23 protein-coding genes are annotated in these 24,524 nt (G+C 62.6%); 9 read left to right on the forward strand and 14 right to left on the reverse strand.

What is annotated here, in order from left to right:
• Positions 1-253: 253 nt before the first annotated feature.
• From ACWGTO_RS04675 to ACWGTO_RS04690, 4 genes are all read right to left on the reverse strand, one after another.
• On the reverse strand, positions 254-1,438 hold the full coding sequence (locus ACWGTO_RS04675; RefSeq protein WP_454573696.1) for a mandelate racemase/muconate lactonizing enzyme family protein: 1,185 nt from the start codon (positions 1,436-1,438) through the stop codon (positions 254-256).
• 1 nt (position 1,439) lies between these two features.
• A complete protein-coding gene (locus ACWGTO_RS04680; protein ID WP_454573697.1) occupies positions 1,440-2,543 on the reverse strand; it encodes a mandelate racemase/muconate lactonizing enzyme family protein in 1,104 nt (367 codons plus the stop codon).
• A 35-nt stretch (positions 2,544-2,578) separates the two neighbouring features.
• Positions 2,579-3,271: a GntR family transcriptional regulator gene (locus ACWGTO_RS04685; RefSeq protein WP_454573698.1), complete on the reverse strand. Its 693-nt coding sequence runs from the start codon at positions 3,269-3,271 to the stop codon at positions 2,579-2,581.
• A gap of 107 nt (positions 3,272-3,378) precedes the next feature.
• The gene (locus ACWGTO_RS04690; protein WP_454573699.1) at positions 3,379-4,167 is read right to left on the reverse strand and encodes a HalD/BesD family halogenase; all 789 of its coding nucleotides are present in this window, start codon (positions 4,165-4,167) and stop codon (positions 3,379-3,381) included.
• A 101-nt stretch (positions 4,168-4,268) separates the two neighbouring features.
• On the opposite strand from ACWGTO_RS04690, the gene ACWGTO_RS04695 reads away from it, so the two are divergent.
• On the forward strand, positions 4,269-5,171 hold the full coding sequence (locus tag ACWGTO_RS04695; protein ID WP_454573700.1) for a LysR substrate-binding domain-containing protein: 903 nt from the start codon (positions 4,269-4,271) through the stop codon (positions 5,169-5,171).
• 59 nt (positions 5,172-5,230) lie between these two features.
• Here ACWGTO_RS04695 and ACWGTO_RS04700 read toward each other — a convergent pair whose 3' ends face one another.
• From ACWGTO_RS04700 to ACWGTO_RS04710, 3 genes are read right to left on the reverse strand one after another with little or no spacing between them, the layout of a single operon-like run.
• Positions 5,231-6,385, reverse strand: a complete 1,155-nt coding sequence (locus ACWGTO_RS04700) for an efflux RND transporter periplasmic adaptor subunit (RefSeq protein WP_454573701.1) — start codon at positions 6,383-6,385, stop codon at positions 5,231-5,233.
• A gap of 14 nt (positions 6,386-6,399) precedes the next feature.
• The gene (locus ACWGTO_RS04705) at positions 6,400-9,609 is read right to left on the reverse strand and encodes an efflux RND transporter permease subunit (protein WP_454573702.1); all 3,210 of its coding nucleotides are present in this window, start codon (positions 9,607-9,609) and stop codon (positions 6,400-6,402) included.
• The gene (locus tag ACWGTO_RS04710) at positions 9,594-9,836 is read right to left on the reverse strand and encodes a hypothetical protein (protein WP_454573703.1); all 243 of its coding nucleotides are present in this window, start codon (positions 9,834-9,836) and stop codon (positions 9,594-9,596) included. The genes ACWGTO_RS04705 and ACWGTO_RS04710 overlap by 16 nt, the downstream gene beginning before the upstream one ends.
• Before the next feature lie 242 nt (positions 9,837-10,078).
• Here ACWGTO_RS04710 and ACWGTO_RS04715 point away from each other — a divergent pair, with 242 nt between their 5' ends.
• Positions 10,079-10,660 carry a TetR/AcrR family transcriptional regulator gene (locus tag ACWGTO_RS04715; RefSeq protein WP_454573704.1) on the forward strand — a complete coding sequence of 194 codons (582 nt, stop codon included), beginning with the start codon at positions 10,079-10,081 and terminating at the stop codon, positions 10,658-10,660.
• A gap of 362 nt (positions 10,661-11,022) precedes the next feature.
• Here ACWGTO_RS04715 and ACWGTO_RS04720 read toward each other — a convergent pair whose 3' ends face one another.
• The 6 genes from ACWGTO_RS04720 to ACWGTO_RS04745 form a co-directional block, all read right to left on the reverse strand.
• Complete coding sequence (locus tag ACWGTO_RS04720; protein ID WP_454573968.1) at positions 11,023-12,045, reverse strand: LacI family DNA-binding transcriptional regulator; 1,023 nt, start codon at positions 12,043-12,045, stop codon at positions 11,023-11,025.
• A 137-nt stretch (positions 12,046-12,182) separates the two neighbouring features.
• The gene (locus ACWGTO_RS04725; protein WP_112565680.1) at positions 12,183-12,977 is read right to left on the reverse strand and encodes an ATP-binding cassette domain-containing protein; all 795 of its coding nucleotides are present in this window, start codon (positions 12,975-12,977) and stop codon (positions 12,183-12,185) included.
• A gap of 5 nt (positions 12,978-12,982) precedes the next feature.
• The gene (locus ACWGTO_RS04730; RefSeq protein WP_454573705.1) at positions 12,983-13,969 is read right to left on the reverse strand and encodes an ABC transporter permease; all 987 of its coding nucleotides are present in this window, start codon (positions 13,967-13,969) and stop codon (positions 12,983-12,985) included.
• Positions 13,970-14,086: 117 nt separating this feature from the next.
• Positions 14,087-15,019 (reverse strand): substrate-binding domain-containing protein, encoded by a 933-nt coding sequence (locus ACWGTO_RS04735; RefSeq protein WP_112565674.1) that lies wholly within the window; start codon positions 15,017-15,019, stop codon positions 14,087-14,089.
• Positions 15,020-15,253: 234 nt separating this feature from the next.
• On the reverse strand, positions 15,254-15,394 hold the full coding sequence (locus ACWGTO_RS04740) for a hypothetical protein (protein ID WP_454573706.1): 141 nt from the start codon (positions 15,392-15,394) through the stop codon (positions 15,254-15,256).
• 14 nt (positions 15,395-15,408) lie between these two features.
• Positions 15,409-16,566 (reverse strand): fumarylacetoacetate hydrolase family protein, encoded by a 1,158-nt coding sequence (locus ACWGTO_RS04745; protein WP_454573707.1) that lies wholly within the window; start codon positions 16,564-16,566, stop codon positions 15,409-15,411.
• A 178-nt stretch (positions 16,567-16,744) separates the two neighbouring features.
• On the opposite strand from ACWGTO_RS04745, the gene ACWGTO_RS04750 reads away from it, so the two are divergent.
• The 6 genes from ACWGTO_RS04750 to ACWGTO_RS04775 all read left to right on the forward strand — a co-directional run bounded on the left by ACWGTO_RS04750 (position 16,745) and on the right by ACWGTO_RS04775 (position 22,798).
• Positions 16,745-18,028 (forward strand): NAD(P)/FAD-dependent oxidoreductase, encoded by a 1,284-nt coding sequence (locus tag ACWGTO_RS04750; RefSeq protein WP_454573708.1) that lies wholly within the window; start codon positions 16,745-16,747, stop codon positions 18,026-18,028.
• Between the two features lie 96 nt (positions 18,029-18,124).
• Positions 18,125-19,012 carry an ABC transporter permease gene (locus ACWGTO_RS04755; RefSeq protein WP_454573709.1) on the forward strand — a complete coding sequence of 296 codons (888 nt, stop codon included), beginning with the start codon at positions 18,125-18,127 and terminating at the stop codon, positions 19,010-19,012.
• The gene (locus tag ACWGTO_RS04760; RefSeq protein WP_454573710.1) at positions 19,009-19,833 is read left to right on the forward strand and encodes an ABC transporter permease; all 825 of its coding nucleotides are present in this window, start codon (positions 19,009-19,011) and stop codon (positions 19,831-19,833) included. Before ACWGTO_RS04755 ends, ACWGTO_RS04760 begins: the two co-directional genes overlap by 4 nt.
• Before the next feature lie 25 nt (positions 19,834-19,858).
• Positions 19,859-20,947: an ABC transporter substrate-binding protein gene (locus ACWGTO_RS04765; RefSeq protein ID WP_454573711.1), complete on the forward strand. Its 1,089-nt coding sequence runs from the start codon at positions 19,859-19,861 to the stop codon at positions 20,945-20,947.
• A 173-nt stretch (positions 20,948-21,120) separates the two neighbouring features.
• Positions 21,121-21,729: a cupin domain-containing protein gene (locus ACWGTO_RS04770; RefSeq protein ID WP_454573712.1), complete on the forward strand. Its 609-nt coding sequence runs from the start codon at positions 21,121-21,123 to the stop codon at positions 21,727-21,729.
• The gene (locus ACWGTO_RS04775; RefSeq protein ID WP_454573713.1) at positions 21,719-22,798 is read left to right on the forward strand and encodes an ABC transporter ATP-binding protein; all 1,080 of its coding nucleotides are present in this window, start codon (positions 21,719-21,721) and stop codon (positions 22,796-22,798) included. The genes ACWGTO_RS04770 and ACWGTO_RS04775 overlap by 11 nt, the downstream gene beginning before the upstream one ends.
• 458 nt (positions 22,799-23,256) lie before the next feature.
• On the opposite strand, the gene ACWGTO_RS04780 is transcribed toward ACWGTO_RS04775, so the two are convergent.
• A complete protein-coding gene (locus ACWGTO_RS04780) occupies positions 23,257-23,961 on the reverse strand; it encodes an SOS response-associated peptidase (RefSeq protein WP_454573714.1) in 705 nt (234 codons plus the stop codon).
• Between the two features lie 187 nt (positions 23,962-24,148).
• Here ACWGTO_RS04780 and ACWGTO_RS04785 point away from each other — a divergent pair, with 187 nt between their 5' ends.
• Complete coding sequence (locus tag ACWGTO_RS04785; protein WP_454573715.1) at positions 24,149-24,502, forward strand: SnoaL-like domain-containing protein; 354 nt, start codon at positions 24,149-24,151, stop codon at positions 24,500-24,502.
• The last annotated feature ends 22 nt before the right edge of the window (positions 24,503-24,524 follow it).

The following is a 24,524-nucleotide window of genomic DNA, read 5'->3' on the forward strand; positions in this document are numbered from 1 at the left end:
ATTCCGTGGAGTTCTCCTTGTCCCGGGCGTCAACAATGTCTCTCGGCCGGGACTGTAGCATGCGATTTTCCGCGGTTCATCCGGTCCATAATGGGGAAGGGCCGGACTTTGCGAGGCATCTGCTTTTTACCCGTTCGTCCCGCGCGCTTGTGATCGTTGCAACGAGCGCAGGCTTCTGTTGTTGTATCCGTCTCTTGTCGGCTTGTGTGATCACTCCTCGTTGTTTTGACGCAAAATCCGAACCGAAACCCGCTTAGCTCAACGGCAGCCGGCGATAGGTGCCGGGCTTTTCCGGATCGTGATATTTGTTGCACGGCCCCTTCAGGACGAAGTCGCGATGGCAGGCGGCAAGCTTGTCCTGCGACAGCGTCACGCCGAGGCCGTGGCCTTCCGGCACCGGCACGACATTGTTCTTCGGGGCGAACGGCCCTTCCTCGATAATATCCATGGGCTGCATGCGAAACAGCGACTGGTTGGGCTCGCGGATCCAGCCAAGTGCTGCGCACAGATGCAGGTAGCAGGCGCTGCCGACGCCGGTGTCGCCGCTGTAGCACCAGTAGTCGATGCCGGCATGCTCGCAGGCGCCGACGAAGCGTTGCATGCGGCCGATGCCGCCATGCGCGGTCGGGTTGCCGACGAAGGCGTCAGGAACCTTCAGCTCCATGGCGCGGGCAATGTCGATGTTGTGGGTCGAGAACGGGATAGAGCAATGCCGGCGCAGTTCGCGCATCTCTTCGATGCTCGCCACCGGATCCTCCCAGTTGCGCACGTCAAGCTCCTCCAGCGGTCGTGCCAATTGTCTGGCGGTGGCCAGCGAATAGGCCTGGTTGGAATCGATGCGGATCATCACATCGTCGCCGAGTTTTTGGCGGATCAGCTCGACCATCTTCAGCGAGATTTTCGGATCCTGCGTCGAGAACTTGCCTTCGAAAAAGGTGGTGCCGAAGCGCTCGTTGAGTTCGACGCAATAGTCGGCGACTTCTTCCGGCGTCTTCTCACCCTTCACGTCCGCACCATCGCCGCGCAGCGAAAAATAGTCGGTGAAGGGAATGTCCTTGCGCACAGCGCCGCCGAGCAGCTGGTAGAGCGGCTGCTTCCACGCCTTGCCGCGCAGGTCCCACAGCGCCACCTCTATGGCGCCGAAGGCCATGATGCGGATGCGGTCATTGATCGACTGCACGCCGCTCCAGAAGGGCAGGCAGACCTCCTCGGCGCCGGCAATGTCGAAGGCGTCGCGGCCTACCAGCCGTGGCGCCAGCACATCGTTGATGATCGCTGCGGCGCCTGGCGTCGGGGCTTCGCCGATGCCGACCAGCCCGTCCTCGGTCTCAACCTCGACGATGGTCGGCGAGAACCCGTCGAGTTCGCCGAACACCCAGACGTAAGGGGCCTCGAGCCGGTAATTGATCGGTGTTGCCTTGATGCGACGGATTTTCATCTCAGCCGATCTCGAAGAAGGGCTCGCCGAGCAGGCTAGGGTCAACGTCGATGCCGAGGCCGGGTCCGTCGGGAATGCCCATATGGCTGCCGGTGACCGGCGGAGCGTTCCTAGCCGTGCGAACCGTGACCCATTCATGGAAGGCGATGGCATGCAGCCGGCGCTCGGCCGGCGTCGACAGCGATAGGTGCGCCATGGCCGCCGTATCGATCTCGGCGCCGCCTGTATCCTCGACGGTGATCATGAAGCCGAGGTCGACGGCGATGTCGCGGATCTGCCTTGTCCTGGTCACGCCGCCCAGTCGCGAGATCTTCAGCGTCAGTCCGTCGGCCGCGCCCAGGCGATGGATCTCCAGCATCGCTTCCAGCGAGATGACGCTTTCGTCCAGCACCATCGGCTTGTCCAGCATGCGGCGCACCGCCATGTTCTCCTCGATCGTCGTGCAGGGCTGCTCGAACGTGTAGTCGATGCCGCGCGTGGCGTCGGCGAACTGACGCGCCTGATAGGATGTCCAGCCGGCATTGGCGTCGCAGAAAATGACAGTGCCTTTGGGCACGGCTGCGGCGACTGTCGTTACCCGCTCGATGTCGTCATGCACATTGCCGCCGACCTTGACCTGCAGGCGGCGGCAGCCCTCGGCGATGATCCGTTTGGCCAGCGCCGCCATCTGGTCGAGCGTGCCATGGGTGACGACGCGGTAGGTCTCGGCCATCTCGCCCTCGCGGCCGCCGAGCATGGTCACCAGCGGCACGTCGGCGGCGCGCGCCGCCAGATCCCAGCAGGCCATGTCGAGCGCCGACTTGATGTAGGGATGGCCTTTGAACACCGTGTCCATCAGCCTGCCGATGCCGGCCAGCCCGCGCGGATCCTGGCCGATCAGGTGCGGAGCGATTTCCGGCACACCCGCGCGCGTTCCCGCCGGAAACGCGGCCGAATAGAAATTGCCGAGCGGCGCCATCTCGCCCCAGCCGGTCACACCGCTGTCGGAGGTGATGGCGACGACCACCGCGTCGAAACAGTCGGCAACCCGCCCCTTGGACATGCGGTAAGGCCCGTCCACGAAGGGCTGCACAACATGATAGGCCTTGATGTTCTTGATCTGCACTGTGTTTGTCCGTTGTCTCTTGCTGTAGGAACTCTTCAATCGCCCTTCGATGTCCGCTGTTCGAGGCCGCGCGCATAGGCAAGCAGTTCCTCGAAATCGAGGTCGATGTGTTCGCGGGCGTGGCGCTGGGCGGCGCGCATGTCGGCGCCCTTCAGCAGCCGCACATAGGTCTCGTGGACGTCTTCGGCGGGCACTGCTTCCTTGCGCGCCTGCTGGTGCAGGGCGAAATACATTTGCAGCCGGCTGGTCAGCCGCTGCCATGTCTCCAGAAGCACCGAATTGTCGGCCCATTCATAAATCAGCCCGTGCAGTTGCAGCGCGGTCTCGATCTGGCGCGTGGTGTCGCGCGCGCGCGTCGCCTGCTTCACCGCTTCGTGGCGGCGGTCGAGCTCGTCGAAGAAGCGTTGGTCGCGCAGCTTCCATGTCCGCTCGATGGCGAACTCGTCGAGCACCTTGTTCAGCGAATAGGCGTCGTCAATGTCCTTGGCAGTAACGTCGATGACGAACGTGCCGGCATAGGGGATGCTGGTGAGGATGCCTTCCTGCACCAGCTCGCGCATCGCCTCGCGCAACGGCGCGCGGCTGACCCGCATCTGCTCGGCGATCCTGAGTTCGTTGAGTTTCTGGCCCGGCTCCAATTGCCCGGTCAGGATCGCGCGCCTGAGCAGCGCGACGATCTCGGCCCGCCGTGTCGTATCCGCGATCGGACTGAAATCCAGCTTGGCCATGTCGCCACTCCAGTGAAAGCCGGGAATAAGACAAGCAGATTGTCGACAATCCTACAAGTGCCATTTCGGGATTCTTGTAGCCGGGGTGGCGCCTCAGCCTTTCGGCCTCAAGCTGCGCGGCCGTAGAAGCCGACTCGCTCCTCGTCGCTGAACACCACACCGGGCTTCTCATAGTAAGAAAACACCGCGATCATCCGCTCGCGCTCGCCCTGCACTGTGGTGACGCGATGCGCGGTGTTCTTGCCGCGAAAGACATTCAGCGTACCTGGCTTCAGGCGCAGGATCTTCGCCTCGGGATCGCGCCCCTCGAGCAGCTTTGCAACGCCGTCATAGTTCGGATTGTCGTCCGACCGCAGATCGGTGCGGTATTCAAACTCGCCACCCTGTTCCGGCGCCTGCAGCAACAGCGTGGTGGTGAATTCCGAACGGTCGAAATGCCAGTTCAGCGCTTCGCCGGCGCGATAGGCCATGACATTGGTGCGCGCCAGCGGATCCTGCATGACATGCAGCCGGCTCTTGCCCATCGCCGCCGCCAGGAAACGCAGCAACGGCTCGTATTCATAGATGGCAAGCACAGTGCTGCCGGGGATCTGGTCGGCACAGACCGTGTGGCTGATGGTCTCGACCTTGCGCAGGGCAGGGTGATCCGGAGCGAGTTCGGGAAGGTCCGGCTTGAAATAGATGTTGTGCATGCGCTTGTGCACATGCGAGCGCGCCGCCATCACCGGCTGGATTTGCTGAACCGCCTTCTCGGCGACGCCGGACCGCAAAAACCCTTCGAGGTTGAACATGCCGTCGGCTTCCAGCGCGGCGACGGAGGTGTCCACCAGGCGCTGCCATTCGGGGCTGCCTTCGCGGTCGAGCGGATAGCGGTCGAGATCGAGAATGTCTTTCATGGCTTATGTGCTCCGGTTTCGAAGCCAGAAGACGACAAAAAAATCTTTCTCTCAACGCGCAAAATTATTAGAGTCGCACAAGAAAAAATTGAGGAAGCGGCATGGAGAAGCTCCCGCCTTTGAACGCCGTGCGGGCCTTCGAGGTCGCCGCGCGCGCCGGCTCCTTCACGCTCGCCGCCACCGAACTCGGCGTCTCGTCCGCCGCCGTCAGCCAGCAGATCCGCAATCTTGAAAGCTGGTTCGGCAAGCAGCTTTTCGTGCGCAACGGCAACCGCATCACGCTCACCGATGCCGGCCATGCCATCTACCCGCAGACGGCGAAGGCATTGGGCGACATAGCGGCGGTTGGCCGGCGCATGCTGGAAGGTGGTGTGCGGCCCCGTCTCGTCGTCAGCGTACCGTTCTCGCTGGCCGAATTGTGGCTGGCGCCCCGGCTGGCAGAACTGCTCGACGGCTTCCCGCAAATGGCGATCGACATCCGCGTTGAGGACGATCCGGTCGATGTCGTCCGCCAGAACATCGACCTGCGCATCTCCTATGGCGACTATCACTATCCGGCGCTGCGGATGGTGCGTCTGGTACATGACGAGGTGCTGCCGGTCGCGTCGCCCGATTTCCTCAAGCACCACGGCAACGTCCTGGCGGATATGCATGAAAGCCAGTTCATCCACACCAACTGGGGTCCGAACTACGCCTCGCATCCAAGCTGGGCGGACTGGTTCGCTGCCGTCGGCGGCAACCGCGCGCCCGACCCCTCGCATGGCCGCCGTGTCGGCCTGTCCAGCCTGGCGATATCGGCGGCAAGGCTGGGGCTGGGGGTAGCGCTCGGCCAGCGGACGATGGCTAGCGCCGATCTAGAGGCGGGCCGCCTGATCGCCCTCTCGCCTGTGTCCGTCCGGCTCGGCCAGCCCTATTGCGCCTTCATCTTGCCGGCAAAGGCCGAGCGCGCCGACATTGCCGGGCTTGTCGCACTGCTGGCGGCAAGTCGGGGAAACGTTCCATAAAAACGACGCCCTCGGCGTGGGTGCCGAGGGCGTCACAGAACCGGGGCCGATGGGGGTTATCAGCTGGCCGGTTTTTCCTGGGGCAAGGGCGAGATCGGCATTCCTGGTCCGATCTTCTGCAGATTGCCCGTTATCACCTGGTCGCCTTCGGCAACGCCGCTGAGGACGGCTACGAGGTCGCCACTGGTCGCGCCAAGCGACACGATCCGCTGGTCGACGGTGTTGCCCTTGCCGACGACATAGACATATTTGCCGAGCTGGCTCGAACCCAGCGCCACCTGCGGCACCATCAGCGCGTCGGGCAGCTGCTTGATGTGCAGCCGAACGCGCACATACTGGCCCGGCAGCAGCGAGAATTTCGCATTGCCGATGGTGGCGCGCGCCGTGATCGTGCCGGTCGAGTGGTCGACCGTGTTGTCGATGAAGGTGAGTTCGCCCTTCTGGCTGGCTTCGGTCTGGCCAGGCAGCAGCACCTCGACCTCGATCGGGCCGGCCGCGCGGGCCTGCTCGATCTCGGCCAGGTCGGTCTCGCTCGGATTGAAGGTGACGTAGATCGGGTCGAGCTGCACCAGCGTGTTCAGCACCGTGCCGGCGACGCTGACCAGCGTGCCGACCGAGGCCTGGTTGCGTCCGACGCGGCCGGCGAACGGCGCGTGGATTTCGGCATAGCTCAAATTGAGCTCGGCCGTCCGCACCGCGGCCTGGTTGACGGCAAGCGAGGCCTCGGCCTGGCGCAAGGTGCTGGTGCGCTGGTCGAACCCATCCTTGGCCAGGTAGCCGCTCTTGGCGAGTTCGGAGCCGCGGCCGAGGTTGGAACGTGCATAGTCGAGGCTCGCCTGGTCGCGCTGGACCTCGGCCTTGGCCTGGTCGAGAGCCGCCCGGAAGTCATCAGGCGAGATCTTGTAGAGCAGGTCGCCTTTGCGCACGTCCGCGCCGTCCTCAGCCGTCTGTTCCTCGAGGTAACCGGGCACGCGGGCCTGCAAGGTGACGCTGCGGATCGGTTCGATGCGGGCGGCGTAGTCGAGATAGATCGGGATCGTCTTCTTGACCACGCTTGCCACCGGCACCGGCATGACGAATGCCGCTTGCGCCGGCTTCGCTGCCGCCGTTCCGGCATTGAGGCTCAGATTGGCCATGTCGAGGAAATGAACGCTTGCCACCGAGATCGCCCCCAGGGCGACGGCCGTTCCCAAAGCTATTTTCCATTTACGCATTTTGGTCTCCAATTCTATTCGGCTGCTTCGGCCAGTCGCACGGGCGCTGGTTCGGCAGTCGGTTCATTATTGTCCTGGTCACTATGGTCCCGGTCATGTGCGGCAGGTTCGCTGCGCTCGCGGCGTTCGCGCAGCTGTTCGATCACCGCGTAGAAGACCGGCACGAACACCAGCGACAGGATTGTCGCTGCGACCATGCCGCCGAAGACGGTGGTGCCGATCGACTGCCGGCTTGCAGCACCCGCACCCGTCGCAAACATCAGCGGCAGCACGCCGAGGATGAAGGCGAAGGCGGTCATCAGGATCGGCCGCAGCCGGAGCCGCGCGGCTTCCATCGCCGCGTCGACAATGCTCAAGCCTTCCTCGCGCCGTCGCCTTGCGAACTCGACGATCAGGATCGCGTTCTTGGCCGCCAGACCAATCAGCATGACGAAGCCGATCTGCGAGTAGACGTCGATCTGCATGCCACGCAGGAACAGGGCTGCGAAGGCACCGAACAGGGCCAGTGGCACCGCCAGCAGCACCATGAACGGCATCGCCCAGCTTTCATACTGCATCGCCAGGATCAGGAAGACGAACACGATGGCGAGGCCGAAGACGACCGACGCGATCGATCCTGCCTTGAGCTCCTGGAAGGTGATGCCGGTCCATTCGAAACCGAAATCCCTGGGCAGAGCGGTGGCAGCGGCCCGTTCCATTGCGGCCACTGCCTGGCCTGACGAGAAGCCGGGGGCAGCGCCGCCATTGATCGTGGCCGAGGCGTTGTTGTTGTAGTGCGGCACGGTTTCCGGGCCGACAAACGGCACCAGCTTGCCCAGCGTCGAGAGCGGCACCATGCCGCCGGACGCATTGCGCACATAGAGCCGCGAAATATCGGCGGCACCCGCGCGTGCATCCTTGTCAGCCTGGATGGTCACCCGGAAGGTCCGGCCGAACAGGTTGAAGTCGTTGACGTAGAGCGAGCCGAGATAGATCTGCAGCGTGTTGAAGACATCGGGCAGGTTGAGGCCGAGCAGTTTGGCCTTGCTGCGGTCGAGGTCGTAGTTGAACTGCGGCGTCGAGGTCGAGAAGGGCGAGAACAGCTGCTGTGGATTGATTTCCGGCTGCTTGCGCGCCTCGGCGATCACGGCTTGCGTCGCATCGTTGAGAGCCACGCTGCCGCGTCCGGTGAGATCCTCGACGACGAATTCGAAGCCGCCCGTGGTGCCGATACCCGGGATCGAAGGCGGATCGAAGGACAGCGCGAAGGCTTCCGGAATCTGCATCAGCTTGCCGCGCACGTCGGCGACGAGTTTTGAGGCGCTCTGGTCGGGGCCGCGTTCTTCCCAGGGCTTCAGGATGGCGAACTCGACGGCCGAGTTCGACTGCGCCGCACTGGTGAGGAAGTTCAGGCCGCTGATCGAGCCGACAATGTCGACGCCGGGCGTCGCTTGCAATATGTCGCGTGCCTTCTGCGCCACGGCGTCGGTGCGCTCCAGCGAGGCGCCGTCAGGCAGCTGGATGACAACGAAGAAGTAGCCTTGGTCCTCGACCGGAAGGAATGTCGAGGGCAGTTTTTGCCAGACGAAGTACGTCGCCACCAGTCCGGCCGCGAACAGGCCGAGCATGATCCAGCGCAGCCGGATGAGGATGCGCACACCGTGGGCATAGGCATGCGACAGCTTGTCGAAGCCCGTGTTGAACCACCGGAAAGGCGCGAACTGCGTCTCGCCGCGATGGCGCAGGAAGGCGGCACTCAGCGCCGGGCTGAGCGTCAGCGAATTGAAGGCGGAGATGCCGACCGAAATTGCCACCGTCAGCGCGAACTGGTTGTAGAGTTTGCCGGAGACGCCGGGAATGAAGGCGACCGGCACGAAGACGGCCATCAGCACCGCGGTGGTGGCGATGATTGGTCCGGTGACTTCGGCCATGGCGGCCTTGGTCGCCGCCAGAGGTTTCAGCCCGGCCTCCAATTGTCGTTCGACATTTTCCACCACCACGATGGCGTCATCGACGACGAGGCCGATGGCCAGCACCATGCCGAGCAGAGAGAGCATGTTGAGCGAGAAGCCAAGCATCTCCATGACGACCATCGTCGCCACCAGCGACACCGGAATGGCGATGGTCGGGATGATCGTCGTGCGCCAGCTTTGCAGGAAGATGAACACCACGGCCACGACCAGCACCAGCGCTTCGCCGAGCGTGATCAAAACGTCATGCATCGAGGCCGAGACGAAGCGCGTCGTGTCATAGTGCATGGCGTAGGAAACGCCCTTCGGGAAACGGGCCGACAACTCCTGCATCTTGTCCTTGACGCGCTGCTGCAGATCGAGCGCGTTGGAACCGGGCATCTGGTAGACGGCGAGCACCACGGTCGGGTCCTTGCCGAAGAAGGCCGACGATGAATATTGCAGCGCGCCGAGTTCGATGCGCGCGACGTCGCGCAGCCGCACCAGCGAACCGGTGTCCGTATTGGCGCGCACGACGATGTCGCCGAACTCCTTTGGGTCGCTCAGGCGACCGACGGCATTGACCTGCATCTCGAAGGCGGTGCCGGCGGGCGCCGGCGACTGACCGATCTTGCCGGCCGCCACCTGGACGTTCTGTTCCGAGATGGCGTTCTGGACGTCGACGGCGGTGATGCCGAGATTGGCGAGCTTGTCCGGGTCGAGCCAGACGCGCATCGAATAGCGCCGCTCGCCGAATATCTGCACGTCGCCGACGCCTTGCAGCCGCTTCAGCGGATCGACGATCTGCAGATAGGCAAGGTTCGACAGCGCCACCGGATCGACCGAATTGTCCGGCGAGGTCAGGTTGACGATGAGAACGAAGTTCGGGTTCTGCTTCTTGATCGTCACACCGCCCTGGTTGACGATCGCCGGCAGCGACGAGGCGGCTTGCGAGACGCGATTCTGGACGTCGACGGCCGCCGTGCTCAGGGGATAGCCGACATCGAAAGTGATGGTGATGGTCGAGGAGCCGTCATTGGAGCTCGACGACGACATGTAGGTCATGCCTTCGACGCCGTTGATCTGCTGCTCCAGCGGCGTCGTCACCGTATCGGCAACCACTTGCGCACTGGCGCCCGGATAATGCGCGCTGACCACAACCTGCGGCGGCGTGATGTCGGGAAACTGCGAGACCGGCAAAAGAAAATAACAAATCGTCCCGGCGAGCACCATGATGATGGCGATCGCCGAGGCGAAGATCGGACGGTTGATGAAAAAATTTACCACGACACGCATGCCTCTTTAAATGAATGGGCAGACCGGGCCAGCCGCCTGCTGCGCACTGAGCCCGGGTCCTGCAAAAAGTACGACGACGGCGCCGGGCCGCTGAGACCCTGCTCATCAGCCACGGTCCTCAGCATCGCTTCGAAGGCGCGCGGGTTGACGCGGTCCGCCTTCATCACCAGCCGGATCATCGGATCCCGGATGGCTTCATCGATGGTCAAATCCTTGCGCTGCGACATTGGAGCGTCTCCATTCCAGCGATTCGCATCGGATGATCGCGAACCGTTTTCATCACTTCACCGGCCGGAGCCGCATGATTTTCAGTTTTTCACCCATCCTGGTCTGGCAGGACCAGTTCACGGCCTTGTTATTGACGGAAGCCGACATAGCTGTTACCAGTAAGTAACATCTGGATAGTTACAGACCGGTAACACCCTAGTCAAGAGGTGAACCGAATTTTTAGGGAGACAAGGAGACTGCGATGGCAGACGGCATTACGGATCGTGTGCGCCCTCGGGATCGAATCCTGGAAACGGCGCAGGACATGTTTCACAAGCATGGCATCAAGGGCGTCGGCGTCGACGCCATCACGGAAGCCGCCGGCACCAACAAGATGACGCTCTACCGTCATTTCGAGTCCAAGGACGAACTCATCATCCAGTGCCTGCGCGCTTCGGCTGCCAAGGGCGCCGCGATATGGGATCAGTTCGAGGCGGAGCACCCCGGCGACAAGCTGGCGCAATTGCACGCCTGGGTCCGCAAGGTCGCCGACATGCTCGCCGCCGACGGTCGCGGCTGCGACATGGCCAACGCCGCCGTCGAACTGACCGAGCCGAACCATCCGGCGAGGAGCGTGATCAAGGAGCTCAAGAGCGCTCAGCGTGATCGCCTCGTTACGCTGTGCCGCGATGCCGGCATCGGTCAGGCCGAGCTTCTCGCCGACACGCTGTCGTTGCTGTTCGAAGGCGCGCGCGTCAGCGTGCAGACGATGGGCGCCGAAGGCCCCAGCGCGCAGTTCGTGCGTATGGCGGAAAGCCTGATCAGCTCTTTCCGGGCGCACTGACGGCCAGAATTTTCGAACTCTGCTCCCATATGCGCAGCAGCGGATCCGCATCGCCGCTGGCCATCCGGGTGAGCAGTCCGGCCGTTTGTCGAGACCTTGCTCGTCGGCTTCAAATTCATTTGGGAAAGAAAAAGCCCGCTGCCGGGAGGAGGTGGCAGCGGGCTTGATTTCGAATACGGCGCGGGAGGAGGTGCACCGCACTCAACGCCGGCATCGCATCTGGGAGGAGTAGATGGCCGACAACCAATACGTACGAGTTGCTTAATGATTCGGCAACCATAAAAGATGCATAGCTGCTGTGCAGATTTGCGGCAGCTACCCCGACTTGTCGGACAAATAGGAAAGCCGCCACAGCGCAAGATTCACTGCACCGGCACGTTTTCCTTGAATATCAGCCGCGGCTCGATGAACTTCTTCGTCAGATAGGGCGCGGAAGACGCGATCGAGCCGAGCAGGCGGATCACCGATTGCTCGGCAATCAGCCGCGCATTCTGGTCGATGACGACATCGGCGAGGTCGTCGACGAGATAGCCGCGCGTTTCCCTGGTCAGGTCGTGGCAGATGAACACCGGCTTCTTCTTCGGCCTGGTTTCGAGCAGCGCTCTGGCGACGCCCGAGCGTCCGGCGCCGACGCAGTAGATGCCGAGCAGGTCCGGCTCGTTGTGCAGCGCCTGCATCGTCGCCGCATAGCTGCCCTCCGGTTCATCATTGATCTCGACGGCGCTGGTGACGGTCAAATTGGGAAACTCTTCTGCCAGCACCGAGCGGAAGCCCATTTCGCGTTCCTCGTGCCCGCGATACGAGCGTGATCCCACGACCATCGCCAGATGACCCTGGCGGCCGCCGAGGAAGCGCCCCATCAACAACGCCGCCGTGCGCCCGGCGACGCGGTTGTCGATGCCGACATAGGCCGAACGCGGCGCTGCCGGAACGTCGGAGACCAGCGTGACGAGGCGGATGCCGGCCTCGACCACATCGCGCAATATGTTGCGCGTTCGCGGATGGTCGACGGCGATGACGCCGACGCCGTTCGCCTTCAGCGAGATGTCTTCGATCGCTGCCTGGAGCGCGTTGGGCGAGATGCCGGCAAGGTTATGGATGCGGCAGGAGGCGACCAGCGGCAGCCGCGCCGCATAGTCCTCGATGTGGCCGGCAAGGTCGATCATGAAGCCGTTGGCGCCGAGCGGCAGGAAGAATTCGAGATGCGCCGGCCGCGACGGCAGCGTCACCTGGTCGACCACGGGCAGATAGCCGAGCTGCTTGGCCGCCTCCATCACCCGCTGCCGGTTGGCCGCACTTGCGCCGGCGCGGTTGTTCAGCACCCGGTCGACGGTCGCAGTCGACAGGCCGCAACTCCTGGCTATGTCCGAAACGGTGGCTTTCATGGTCACAGTCATAAAGCATGATCCCGAAAAGTGGGAACCGGTTTTGTTGGACAAACGGGAACCGTTTTGTCCGAAAGATCATGCTCCACAACGAGTTAGAGCGGATGCGTTTCCGTGCCAGACGGCGCGAAGACGGTTCAGCCGTGCGATGGCTTGCCTTCAACGATGGCGTCGCGGATTTCCTTGTCCGACATGCCGGTGATGATGCGCTCCACCTCGGCAACCGTGGTCTTCTTCGGGTCGATGTCGTCGGCCACCACCTTGCCCCGGCGCATGACGACGATGCGGTCGACCACCTGGAAGACGTGATGGATGTTGTGCGCGATGAAGATGCAGGAATGCCCGGAATCGCGCGCGTTGCGCACGAAGCTCAGCACGCCTTGCGTCTCGGCGACGCCGAGATTGTTGGTCGGCTCGTCGAGTATGATCAGGTCGCTGTCGAAATGCATGGCGCGGGCGATGGCGACCGCCTGCCGCTCGCCGCCCGACAGCGAGCCGATCGGCGTCGTCGGCGGGATGTTCTTGGAGATGCCGACCTGCTTCAGCAGATCACGTGCGACCACATTCATCGCCTCCTGGTCCATGCGGTTCAAGAAGCGCGGTGGCTTGATGGGCTCGCGGCCGAGGAACAAGTTTCGGGCGATTGACAGTTGCGTCACCAGCGCCGAGTCCTGGTAGATCGTCTCGATGCCCTGCGCGATGGCGTCGCTGGTCGAGCGCAGATTGACCTTCTTGCCGCGAATGAAGATGTCGCCGCTGGTCAGTGGCACCGCGCCCGACAGCACCTTGATCAGTGTGGATTTGCCGGCGCCATTGTCGCCGAGCAGGCCGACAATCTCCCTTTCGTTGACATGGAAATTGGCGTCCTCGAGCGCCTGCACGCGCCCGTAGGACTTTTTGATATTGGTCATACGGATGAGCGGTTCAGCCATGGTTCTCAAGTCCCTGCCTGATGCCGGCGTTCGAGCCATGAGTGGAGCGCCATCATGCCGAGGATGATGGCGCCGATGAAGATGTTATAGGCGAGACCGGGCACGCCGATCAGCACGATGCCGTTGCGCATGACGCGCAGGATCAGGATGCCCAACACCGTGCCGACGATGGTACCGCGGCCGCCGGTCAGTGCGGTGCCGCCGATCACCACCATGGCGATCACTTCGAGTTCATAGCCGGTGCCGCTGTTGGGGTTGGCGGCCGATGTGCGCAGCGAAGAGATGACACCGGCCAGCGACGCCATCAGCGACGACAGGATGAACAGGCCGATCTTGACACCGTTGACATTGACGCCGCGCGCGCGCGCCGCGTTCGGGTTGCCGCCCGCCGCCTGGATCCAGTTGCCGGTGCGGCTTTGCGTCAGCACATAGCCGAGGATCGCTGTCGCCGCGATGAACCAGAACAGCGACATGTAGATGCGGAACGGCCCGATGAAGAAATCGCCGACCAGCGCTTCGGCGAGCCAGCTGCCTTCCGCGCTCCAGGTGCGTTGCGGAAAGCCATCGGTGACGAACAAGGCCGTGCCACGCACCACCAGCAGCATGCCGAGCGTCACCAGGAAGGACGGGATCTTGAGCTGCGTGACGAACCAGCCATTGACCAGGCCGATGAGAGCGGCGACCAGCAGGGCTGCGAGGAAGCCGACTTCCAGCGAGGTCAGCCCGCTGTTGAACAGCGTCCACATCAGCACCGGCGAGAAGCCGAACAGCGAGCCGACCGAAAGGTCGAATTCGCCAGATGTCATCAACAGCGTCATGGCCAGCGCGATCAGCCCGAGCTCGACGGTGAAGGCCAGCGTGTTGGAGATGTTCTGCGGCGACAGGAAATCGTGGTTGATGCTCCAGAACACCGCGATTTCGACGATGAGCAGCACGAACGGCCCGAATTCCGGCCTCGCGATCAGGCGTTGGATGAGCGAACGGTTTTCCACTGATAACCCACGACAGGAAGGGAAGGGCTGAGACCCTTCGCATTGTCTGCGAAGGCTCGGCGGAACGGAAGGATAGTCGCGACCGCCGATGCGGTCGCGACTTTTTCCAGGTCTGGATTACTTGCCGGACAGGATGTCGTCGTAGACCTGCGCGGTGTCCTTTTCATAGAGCGCGCCGGTGATGACATTGAAGCCCGGAGGAATGCCTGAGGCAGCCATGTTGGCGAGCGACAGTGCGACGTAGCTGGTCGCCTGCGGGTCCTGCCACTGGCCAGCATTAACGTAGCCGGTCAGCACTTCCTGCGTGGTGTCGAGCGAGTTGCCCCAGCCGACGACCGGGATTTCGCCCGGCTTGATACCGGCCTGGTCGAACACCCGCTTGATCGAGCCGGTGACCAGATCGCCAAGGCCGATGATCGCCTTGACCTTGGCCTTGTTGGCGGTGAGGTAGTCGACCATGCGGTTGATGGCTTCGGCCTGGTCGAGCGTCGCTTCGGTGATCTCATAGGTGATGCCGAGCGGCTCGAAGACGCTCTTGATGCCCTCCTCTTCCTGGACGCCATAGGTGGCGCCGGGGATCTCGACCGGCATCCAGACGAAGTCGCCCTTCTTCACCAGGCCCTTGTCGACCAGATACTGTGCCCAATGCTTGCCGAAGGTGACGTTGTCGCCGCCGACATAGGCGTTGAAGCTGGCCTTCGGATCGGGTGTGTTGAAATTGATGATCGGGATCTTGGCGGTGTTGGCTTCCTTGGCGATCTCGATCAGGCTGCCCGGATCGGGGCTGGTGGTGACGATGCCGTCGGCCTTGGCCGAGATCGCGGCGCGCACCGCCTCCTGCTGCGAGGCGACATCGCCATTGTGGAACGAGGTGTTGACAGTGTTGCCGGTATCCTTCGCCCATTGCTTGGCGCCAGCCAGGAAGTAGGTCCAGACCGGGTCGGCCGGGCCGCCATGCGAAATCCAGTAGAATGTCTTGGCTTGCGCCGCCGCCGGAATGGCCAGCGCCACAATCAAGCCAAGCACGAGTAGTCGTAGCCTCGTCAGCATTTGCTTTCCTCCCATGTTGAAAAACGACCTCCACGTCCGGCGATGATCCGGGCCATGGCCCGATCATATCCTCCTGCCAGCGCCGACCCGGATGCTCAGAGCATCTTCTTTTCTGGCCGATGGCAAGCCTCCATCCGCCCAATGGATGGTGGCGCGATGCAACACGCCATCAGCGATCCCATCAGATCGCATCAGTTCGTGGAGATATTTCCCGGCAGGCGGGGGTGCTGAAGCTCAGGCGTGCAGATTTTCGTGAAGGCGCGCGGCCCGGCGGTTCCGCAGCAGCTTGACCAACCGGTCGAGCGCCAGGGCAAGTAGCATCACGGCACCGATCATGAAGGGGGTCCATGTGGCGTCGATGCCGAACAGGGTCACACCGCTCAAAAAAATCAGAGAAGGTCGGCCTTGGCGAGATCGCGCATGAGATGGCTGGCGCCGTAGGTCCAGTGCGGGCAATCGGGCGACAGAAGCACGCGATTGACCAGCGCGCCGAATTTTTCCGACGAGATGGTGACGATGTCGCCGACCTTGTGGGTGAACCCCTTGCCCTTTTCGCCGCGGTCCTTCGACGGCACGAACATGGTGCCGAGATAAAGCGCCAGCCCATCCGGATACTGGTGGTGCGGCCCCATGGCGGCCGCGACCAGCTCTTCGGGCGAGCGGCTGATCTCGGCCATCGAACTCGCGCCCTCCAGCGAAAACCCGTCCTCGCCCTCGACCTTCAGCCGCACCGTGGCCCGCTTCACGTCGTCGATCGAGAACGTTGCGTCGAACAGCCGGATGAACGGACCGAGTGACGCCGATGCGTTGTTGTCCTTGGCTTTGCCGAGCAGCAGCGCCGAGCGCCCTTCGACATCCCTGAGATTGACGTCGTTGCCGATGGTGGCGCCGACGATGCTGCCGGTGCTGGCGGCGATCATGGCTATCTCCGGCTCCGGATTGTTCCAGGTAGACACCGGATGCAATCCGACATCGGCCCCGAAGCCCACGGACGCCATCGGCTGGCATTTGGTGAAGATCTCGGCATCGGGGCCGATGCCGACTTCCAGATATTGCGACCAGGCGCCACGCTGGATCAGCTTGGCCTTGATCTCCATCGCTTCCGGCGAACCTGGCTTGAGTTTCGACAGATCGTGGCCGATCAGCCCGGCGATGTCGGCGCGGATGGCATCGGCCTTTTCGGCCGAGCCGCGCGCCTGCTCCTCGATGACCCTTTCGAGCAGGCTGACGACGAAAGTCACGCCCGACGCCTTCACCGCCTGTAGGTCGACGGGCGAGACCAGATAGGGCTTGCCCGGATCGCGGGTGGCCTGAAAACTGTTGGCGGCAATCGCCTCGAGCGAGCCGATCGCTTTGCCGTTGGCTGAGCTGACATAGCCGGCCGGATCGGCCATCTCGCAGACGTCACGCACGGTGGGAGCGGTGCTGGACGTGATGTCGAAGATCGTACCGTCTCGCGCCGTGACCACCAGCGGATGCGAAGCATCGTTCGATCTGGCGCGGCCGATGAAGAGCCCGTCGGCGGGAAGCTGCGTTGGGTTCGTCATGACTTACGGTCCTTTGAATTATCGAACTGGCCGGAACGGCGCGGCACTTTCACCGGATTCCGGGCAAAGGTCTATCCCGTGGCGCAGCCAATTGTCGGTGTTGACATGAAGCGTGCTCTTTCAAAAAAATGAAATGACCACTAGAATTTTCATTTCCCACCCTACGCCAGGTGAATCATTGCCCGCGCCATTCTCCGTTCCGATCTGGCAAAAGCCAAAGACCGCATCCGCATTCCAGTCGCTTATTCCCAACGGCAAGCCAGTCGATGTCGTCATCGTCGGTGGCGGTTTCATGGGCTTGTCGACGGCCTTGCATGCCGCGCGGCTTGGCCTCGGCGTCCAGGTGCTGGAGGCCGGCGAGATCGGTCAGGGTGCCTCGGGTCTCAATGGCGGCCAGGTCATTCTCGGCCTGAAATACGATCCCGAATGGCTGCTCGAGCATTTCGGCCCCGAGCGTGGCCAGGCATTGGTCGATTTCGCCGCCTCGACGGCGGATACGGTGTTCGACCTGATCCGTGACGAAAAGCTGGCGGTGCCGTTCACGCGCAATGGCTGGATCCAGGCCGCGCACACCGAGACCGCTTTGAAAGCAGCGGCGAACCGGGATCGGCAATGGCGCGCGCGCGGCGCCGATGTCCATCTCCTGGGCCAAAGCGAGATCGCGGCGATGACCGGCGCGCAAGGTTATCTCGGCGGCTGGCTCGACCGCCGCGCCGGCATAATCGATCCGCTTGCCTATACGGCTGAACTGGCGCGCATCGCCGCTGCTGCCGGCGTCAGCATTGCCGAGCGACATAAGGTGCTGAAACTCGCTAAGGACGCCGGCCTTTGGCGTGTTTCGACCGAAAACGGCGTCGAAGTGCGGGCCAAGGCGGTTGTCCTGGCAACCAACGCTTATTCCGATCGGCTGCTGCCGGGCCTCGCCGAGACGATCGTGCCGCTGCATTCTTTTCAGATCGCAACGGCGCCGCTGTCGTCCAACCTTGCAGCAACGATCCTGCCGGAAGGGCAGGCGGTATCGGATTCGCGCCGCATCCTCGTCTATTACCGCAGGAGTGCTGACGGCCGGCTGGTGCTTGGCGGCCGCGGTCGCATGGCGCTGCCTTCAAGCGAAGCGGACTGGGGCCACCTGCAGCGCGCACTGGTGCGGCTCTATCCGGCGCTCGCCGATATCCCCATCGAGAAGCGCTGGTTTGGCCGCGTGGCGATGACGCCGGATCATCTCCCGCACATCCACGAGCCCGAAAAGGGTTTGCTCGCCGTGGTCGGCTGCCAGGGCAGGGGTGTCGGTCTGATGAGCGCGTTGGGAAAACGCATGGCGGGCTATCTGGCGAACGGCGATGCCAACCAATTGCCGTTCCCGCTGTCGCCGATCCGGCCGATTCCGTTCCACGCCTTCCGGCAGGTCGGCGTCGCCGCGACCATCGCCTGGTACCGGATGCTGGATGCCTTTGAGCGCTGATCCTTGTCCGGCCGTTGAACGCCGGTGGATTCAGCTTGACAGTTTCAGGAATATGAAAAAATCTAAGTCGATTTCATATCTCCGTTGAGCAGCTTGATGTCGACCATCGTTGCAACAGAAGCTCCAGCAGAGTCCGGGTCGTCCCGAGGCTTCCGCTTCGCCATGTTGCTGCCGGGTGGGCTGGTCACCTTCTTCCTGATCCTGTTTGCCCTTGGCCTGGTGCTCTTCCTCGCCCTTCGCGGCAATGACGGTTCGCTGCTCGGCGCCGGTTTCACGGCGGACAATTTCATCACCGTGGTCGCCGATCCGCTCTACTGGACGGTGACGCTGCGCTCGCTGGTGATTGCCGGACTGGTGACGCTGGCAACCGTCGTCACCGCCTATCCCGTCGCCTACTATCTCGCCTTCCATGCCGGCCGCCGCCGCAGCCTGCTTTTGTTTCTGGTGACGCTGCCGTTCTGGACCAGCTATCTCCTGCGCGTCTTCGCCTGGAAGATCGTGCTCGCCTATAATGGCGTCTTGAACTCGGCGCTGATCGAAAGCGGCATCTGGTCGGAGCCGACCTTGGCCTTCCTCAACACGCCGGCCGCGGTCGTTGTCACTTTGGCGCATGCCTATGCGCCCTTCGCCATCCTGCCGATCTATGTGGCGCTGGACACCATTCCGAAATCGCTGCTCGAAGCCGCTTCCGACCTCGGCGCCAGGCCCTTCACCGCGTTTCGCCGTGTCGTGCTGCCGAACTCGATGCCAGGAGTGCTGGCGGCAGCCCTCGTCGTCTTCGTGCCGACCGTTGGCGACTATGTCACCCCGGCCATGGTCGGCGGCCCGGCCAGCACCATGATCGGCTCGCTGATCCAGTCTCAATTCGGCAAGGCCAATGACTGGCCCTTCGGCGCCGCACTCTCCGTCGCCGTGATGCTGGTCATCCTCTGCGTAGTGCTGGTCGTGCGCTTCGCCGACCGCAGATTCGGCAGCCGCACATGAGCGCGGCGCGCACCGAAGGCGGTCGCTGGCTTGGCGTCTACGTCATCGCCTATCTCGTCTTTCTCTATCTGCCGGTTCTGTTGATCCCGCTGTTTTCGTTCAATAACTCCATCCAGGCGGCGTTTCCGCTACAGGGCTTTACGCTCGAATGGTATGCCACGCTCTATGGCAATCCGGCGCTGTCCGGCGCGCTTTTGAACAGCCTCGTCATCGGCGTTGTGGCCGCTACCGGCGCGACGCTCTGCGGCATCACCGTGTCCTATATGGACCTCTACGGCCGCTCGCCGCTGGCCGCCACGATCAGCGCTATCTCTAGGCTGCCGATCCTGATCCCGGGCGTTATCGTCGGCATATCGCTGCTTATCCTCGTCAACCTCATCGGCCTCGGCCCGTCGCGCATCGCCATCGTTCTCAGCCACATACTGGTGGCGCTGCCGACGACGGTGGTGATCATGCGCAGCCGCTTCGCCGCCATCCCGAAAACCATCCGCGAGGCCGCACTCGATCTCGGCGCTTCCGACTGGACCACGTTCAGGCGGGTGATGCTGCCGCTCGCGCTGCCGGCCATCATCTCGGCCTTCATGCTGGCGTTCCTGATCTCCTTCGACGAGTTCATCGTCGTCTTCTTCCTCGCCGGCACCGAGCCGACGCTGCCGCTCTACATCTGGAGCCAGCTGCGCTTCCCTCGCTCGCTGCCGACCGTGATGGCGCTGGGGACAGCGATCCTCACCGTGTCTTTCATCATCGCCGGCCTGGCCGAAATGCTGCGCCATCGCGGCCTCAATGCGGCCCGCAGGCCGGCGCCCGCCAATCCAGCCTGAACCATAACAAGAGAGGAGAACCGAAATGGCATACAATGTGAAATCAATTACTGGGCTGAAATCGATCACTGGAAAGACAGCCCGTAGCGGGCTTGCCGCACTTGCAATCGTCCTGTCGTCGACCGTCGCCTTCGCCGCCGACAAGCTGCAATATTTCACCTGGTCGGGCTACGAACTACCCGACTTCAACAAGAGCTTCCTGACAGCCCATCCCGATGGCGTCGAGGCCTCTATCTTCGGCGATGACGACGATGCCTTCACCAAGGTCAAGGCCGGCTTCCGCCCCGATATCGCGCATCCCTGCTACGACAAGGTGGCACGCTGGAACAAGGAAGGCCTGCTGCAGCCGATCGACACCAAACGTATCAAGAACTGGGATTCGATCTTCCCGGTGTTCAAGAACCTGCCTGACATCCAGGCCGGCGACGGCAAGGTCTGGATGGTGCCGTGGGATTGGGGCAACACCTCGATCCTCTACCGCACCGATCTGGTGAAGAACCCGGAAGCGAGCTGGAATCTTCTGTGGGACAAGCAATATGCCGGCCGCATGGCAACGATCGATGCCGTGCACGACACCCCAATCGTTGCCGCGCTGCTCGCCGGCGTCAATCCATTCGACATGACGCCGGAGCAAATGGACAAGGTGGCGGAAAAACTGCGCGAGCAGCGTCCGTTGCTCTCCAACTACACCACCGACATGACCTCGGTCGAACAGGCGCTGGCCAGCGGCCAGCTGGTCGCCGCCATGACCTGGAATGCGTCGGCCACCTCACTGAAGAAGCAAGGCGTGCCGGTCGAGTTCATGAAGCCGAAGGAGGGCATGCTGACCTGGGCCTGCGGCTTCGTCATGCTCAAGGACGCCAAGAATGTCGACCTCGCCTACGACTTCATAAACAGCCGGTTGGATGCCGACTCGGGCAAGTACCTGATCCAGTCCTACGGCTACGGCAGCTCGCTGAGCACCGCCTTCGCCGGCGTGGGCAAGGACGAGCTCGACAAACTGCAGCTACCGGCGGATCCGGAAGTGATGCTGAAGTCGACGATCTTCACCGGCCCGATGAAACAGAATGACGATGTGGCCAAGATGTTCGAGAAGGTGAAGGCTGGGGGATAAAGCTCCACCTTCTCCCCTTGTGGGAGAAGGTGTCGCCGAAGGCGACGGATGAGAGGTGTTCCAGCGGAGTGAGACGCTGGTTTTCCCTGGAACACCCCTCATCCGTCTCGGCGCTATCGCGCCGATCCACCTTCTCCCACAGGGGGAGAAGGGAGGGAAACAAGGACCAACTGATGGACATGCTCGACGAAGCCGCCGCAAAACCCAAGGACGATGCCGACATCCGCGTCGGCCGGCGCGTGCGGGCACTCAGGCTCGAGCGCAATCTGTCGCTGGCCGAGCTTGCGGCAAAGGCCGGCGTGTCGATCGGGGCGCTGAGCCAGATCGAGCGCGGCTTGTCTTCGCTGCGCGTCAAGGTGATCTGGCCGCTCGCCGCCGCGCTCGACATCGAGCCTTCGGCACTGATTACCGACGGCAACGATGCCGGCAACGACCTCTATTGCGTGCGCGCCGACAAGAGGCGGCAGATCCCGGTCAAGTCCGAAGGCATTGCCAAGGCGCTGCTGTCGCCGCCGGGCGCGACGCTGACGGGTCTGCTTGTAACTGTGGAAGCCGATGGCGGCACCGCCGAGGCCTATGCGCATATCGGTCATGAATTCGGCTATGTGCTGTCGGGCGAGGTCGAACTGGTGGTGGATTCGACGAAGTATGTGCTGAAGGCCGGCGACTCCTTTGCCTTCAAGAGCACGCTTCTGCATGCCTTCCGCAATCCGGGCACCGAGCCTTGCCAGATCCTCTGGGTCAACACCACGAAACCGTCCGAGGTACGCGATGGCGTCTGATCCTCTCGTCCGGCTGCAGGCGGTCTCGAAGGTTTTTCCTGGCGGCATTGTCGGGCTCGACGCGGTCGATCTCGACATCATCAGCGGCGAGTTCATCACGCTGCTTGGGCCGTCGGGCTGCGGCAAGACCACCAGCCTGCGCGTCATTGCCGGTTTCGAAAGCCCGTCCAGCGGCAAGGTGCTGGTCGACGGCCGCGACATCACCGGCTTGAGGCCCTTCGACAGGCCGGTCAACACCGTGTTTCAGGACTATGCTCTGTTCCCGCATATGAACGTCACTGAGAATGTCGGCTTCGGCCTGTCGCTGCGCAAGCTTTCAGGCACCGAACAAGCCAAGCGCGTCGGAGAGGCGCTCGATATGGTAGGCCTCGCCGACAAGATCGGCGCCCGCGTTTCCGAACTGTCGGGCGGCCAGCGCCAGCGTGTCGCCCTTGCCCGTGCCATCGTCTGCGAGCCGCGCGTCCTGTTGCTCGACGAACCGCTATCGGCGCTCGACGCACATCTGCGCGAACAGATGCAGGTCGAGCTGAAGCGGCTGCAGTCGCGGCTAGGCACAACCTTTGTCATGGTCACTCACGACCAGACCGAGGCGCTGTCGATCTCCGACCGTATCGTCGTCATGAACAAAGGCCGCATCGAGCAGATCGCGCCGCCGGCCACCCTCTACGACCGCCCGGCGACGAAATTCGTGGCAAGCTTCATCGGCACCATGAACCTCTTGCAGTCGCACTTTGTCGGCCGCGACGGCGCGCGGCTGCGGTTCACCGCCAGCGGCCTGCCGCTGGAAGCGACGTCCGAAACCGGCGAGCTGCCGGGCGAAGGCGCCATGCGTACCATCGGCGTCCGTCCCGAAGATTTGCTGGTGGCGACCGAGGCCGCCGCCGGCACAGCGCCCGTGCGTGTCAACTCGGTCGTCTTTCACGGCCGCACCTTGCGCCTGCACGCCGAGCTCGAAAAAGGCGCACCGATCGTGATCGACGCACCACGCCAGGGTTTTCAGTTCAGCGTCGGCGACATGGCGCATATCAGTCTGCGCCGTGGCGCCAACTGTCCTATGCTCGCCAGCTGATCTCCTCGTCTCAGCCCTGAAGGCGCCACCCTGGTCACCGGTCGACCTTAGCCGCCGAACAAAAAGACCATGGAACTAAGTAGGAATTGACTCGGCAAGGAATACATTCCTAGTTTGGCCGATGCCGGAACTCAGCAGCCGACCGCGCCGAAATGTGCAGACCTTGCGCCTCGCGCACGAAGTCGGGCAGCTCGTCCGAGTCCGGTGCCGGAACTGCAACATCACGCGGCACTATCTCCCTGGCGATCTCGCAAAGCTGGTCGGAGATATACCTTTTTGGGACGTGGAACGGCACATGCGGTGCGAGCGCTGCAAAGGTCGGGAGCTTGACGCCGGCATCATCCTTCCTAGCGCAGCCGAACGTCTGAAAATTCGTGTTAGACGCCTTGTCGAAATCCGCATGGTTCGTCGGGTGATCTGGCGTGACGAAGATTGAGCATAGCGGCTGACATGCCGACCTAGAACAAAGACCCCTGAGTCGGCGCCTGCTGCGGAAATTTGATCTGTGTTGCCGGCTTGTCGACGATCATCAGAGCGTCGTCGGGCGCTGTCCGCTGCAAATGCCGTGCTTCTGACCATGGAGCTGTCAACCAGGCCTCAGTGTCTTCCGGCGTCGTCAGGATCACCGGCATGGCCTTCTCATGAATTGGCGCGATGAGGGCATTAGGCTTGGTTGTCATGAATGCGTATAGCTCGAAATCGCCGGGACCATCCTTGACCCTTCGCACGCCTTGCCAAGGCGTCCAGAAACCAGCGAAGAAAAACAGCGGTCGGCTTTCGTCACGGGCAAACCAGTAATTGCGCTGGATCCCTGTTTCCGGGTCTTTGTCGTTCGGTGTCGGGCTAGGTTCAGCAAAGCTGGTCACTGGAACCACACATCTGTGCCCGACGCCGACATATTGCTGCCAGTGCGAATATTGCGGATTGCGAACGTTGGTCGTGCCGTAGTCGGCCTTGCCTTTCATGCGCTCGGGCGGAGTTGGCAAACCCCAAAGCAGTTTCGCCAGCTCACGCTCCCCGTCCGTCGTGTTGCGAACGACCGGACCGAGCTGATTGGGATAGATGTCGACCGAAGGCTCGAGGTTGCCGCTGACATCGCGCAGTGCGCGCGTCCATTGGCGGATTGCCTCTTGCGACGTGGTGATGTTGTAGAGGTTGCACATGCATCTAGAATTGCGGAATCGGCTTGTGTCTGCAACTGACGTCGCTGTCGGCGCCGCACAAATCGTCGTCACATAGCCGCGCTATACCTATTGTCCTGACACGGACTGTCAGCTACCGAGCTGCCGACGGTGGCAGGCTGGCAAATGCTTCCCTACTTCGGGTGTGTCTGAACAGGAGGAATGCAAAATGACCACAGCGGAAATTGCCAAGGATTTCACCGAACTCCTCAAGCAGGGCGACAACGAAGGCGCCGCCGAGAAATACAATGCCGACGACGTCGTCAGCTACGAAGCCATGGACGGGCCGATGGCCGTCAGCCGTGGCAAGGAGGCTCTCAGGCAAAAGGGCGAGTGGTGGCAAGCGAACAATGAGGTGCATGGCGGCTCGGTCGAGGGCCCCTATGTCAACGGCGACCAGTTCGCCGTGCGCTTCAAGTTCGACATAACGCCCAAGGCGACAGGCGAGCGTGTCACCATGGACGAGGTTGGCCTGTACACGGTCAAGAACGGCAAGATCACCGAAGAGCGCTTCTATTACTGAGGCCGGAATACTGCCGGCATCC

This window comes from Mesorhizobium sp. PL10 (assembly GCF_053714315.1).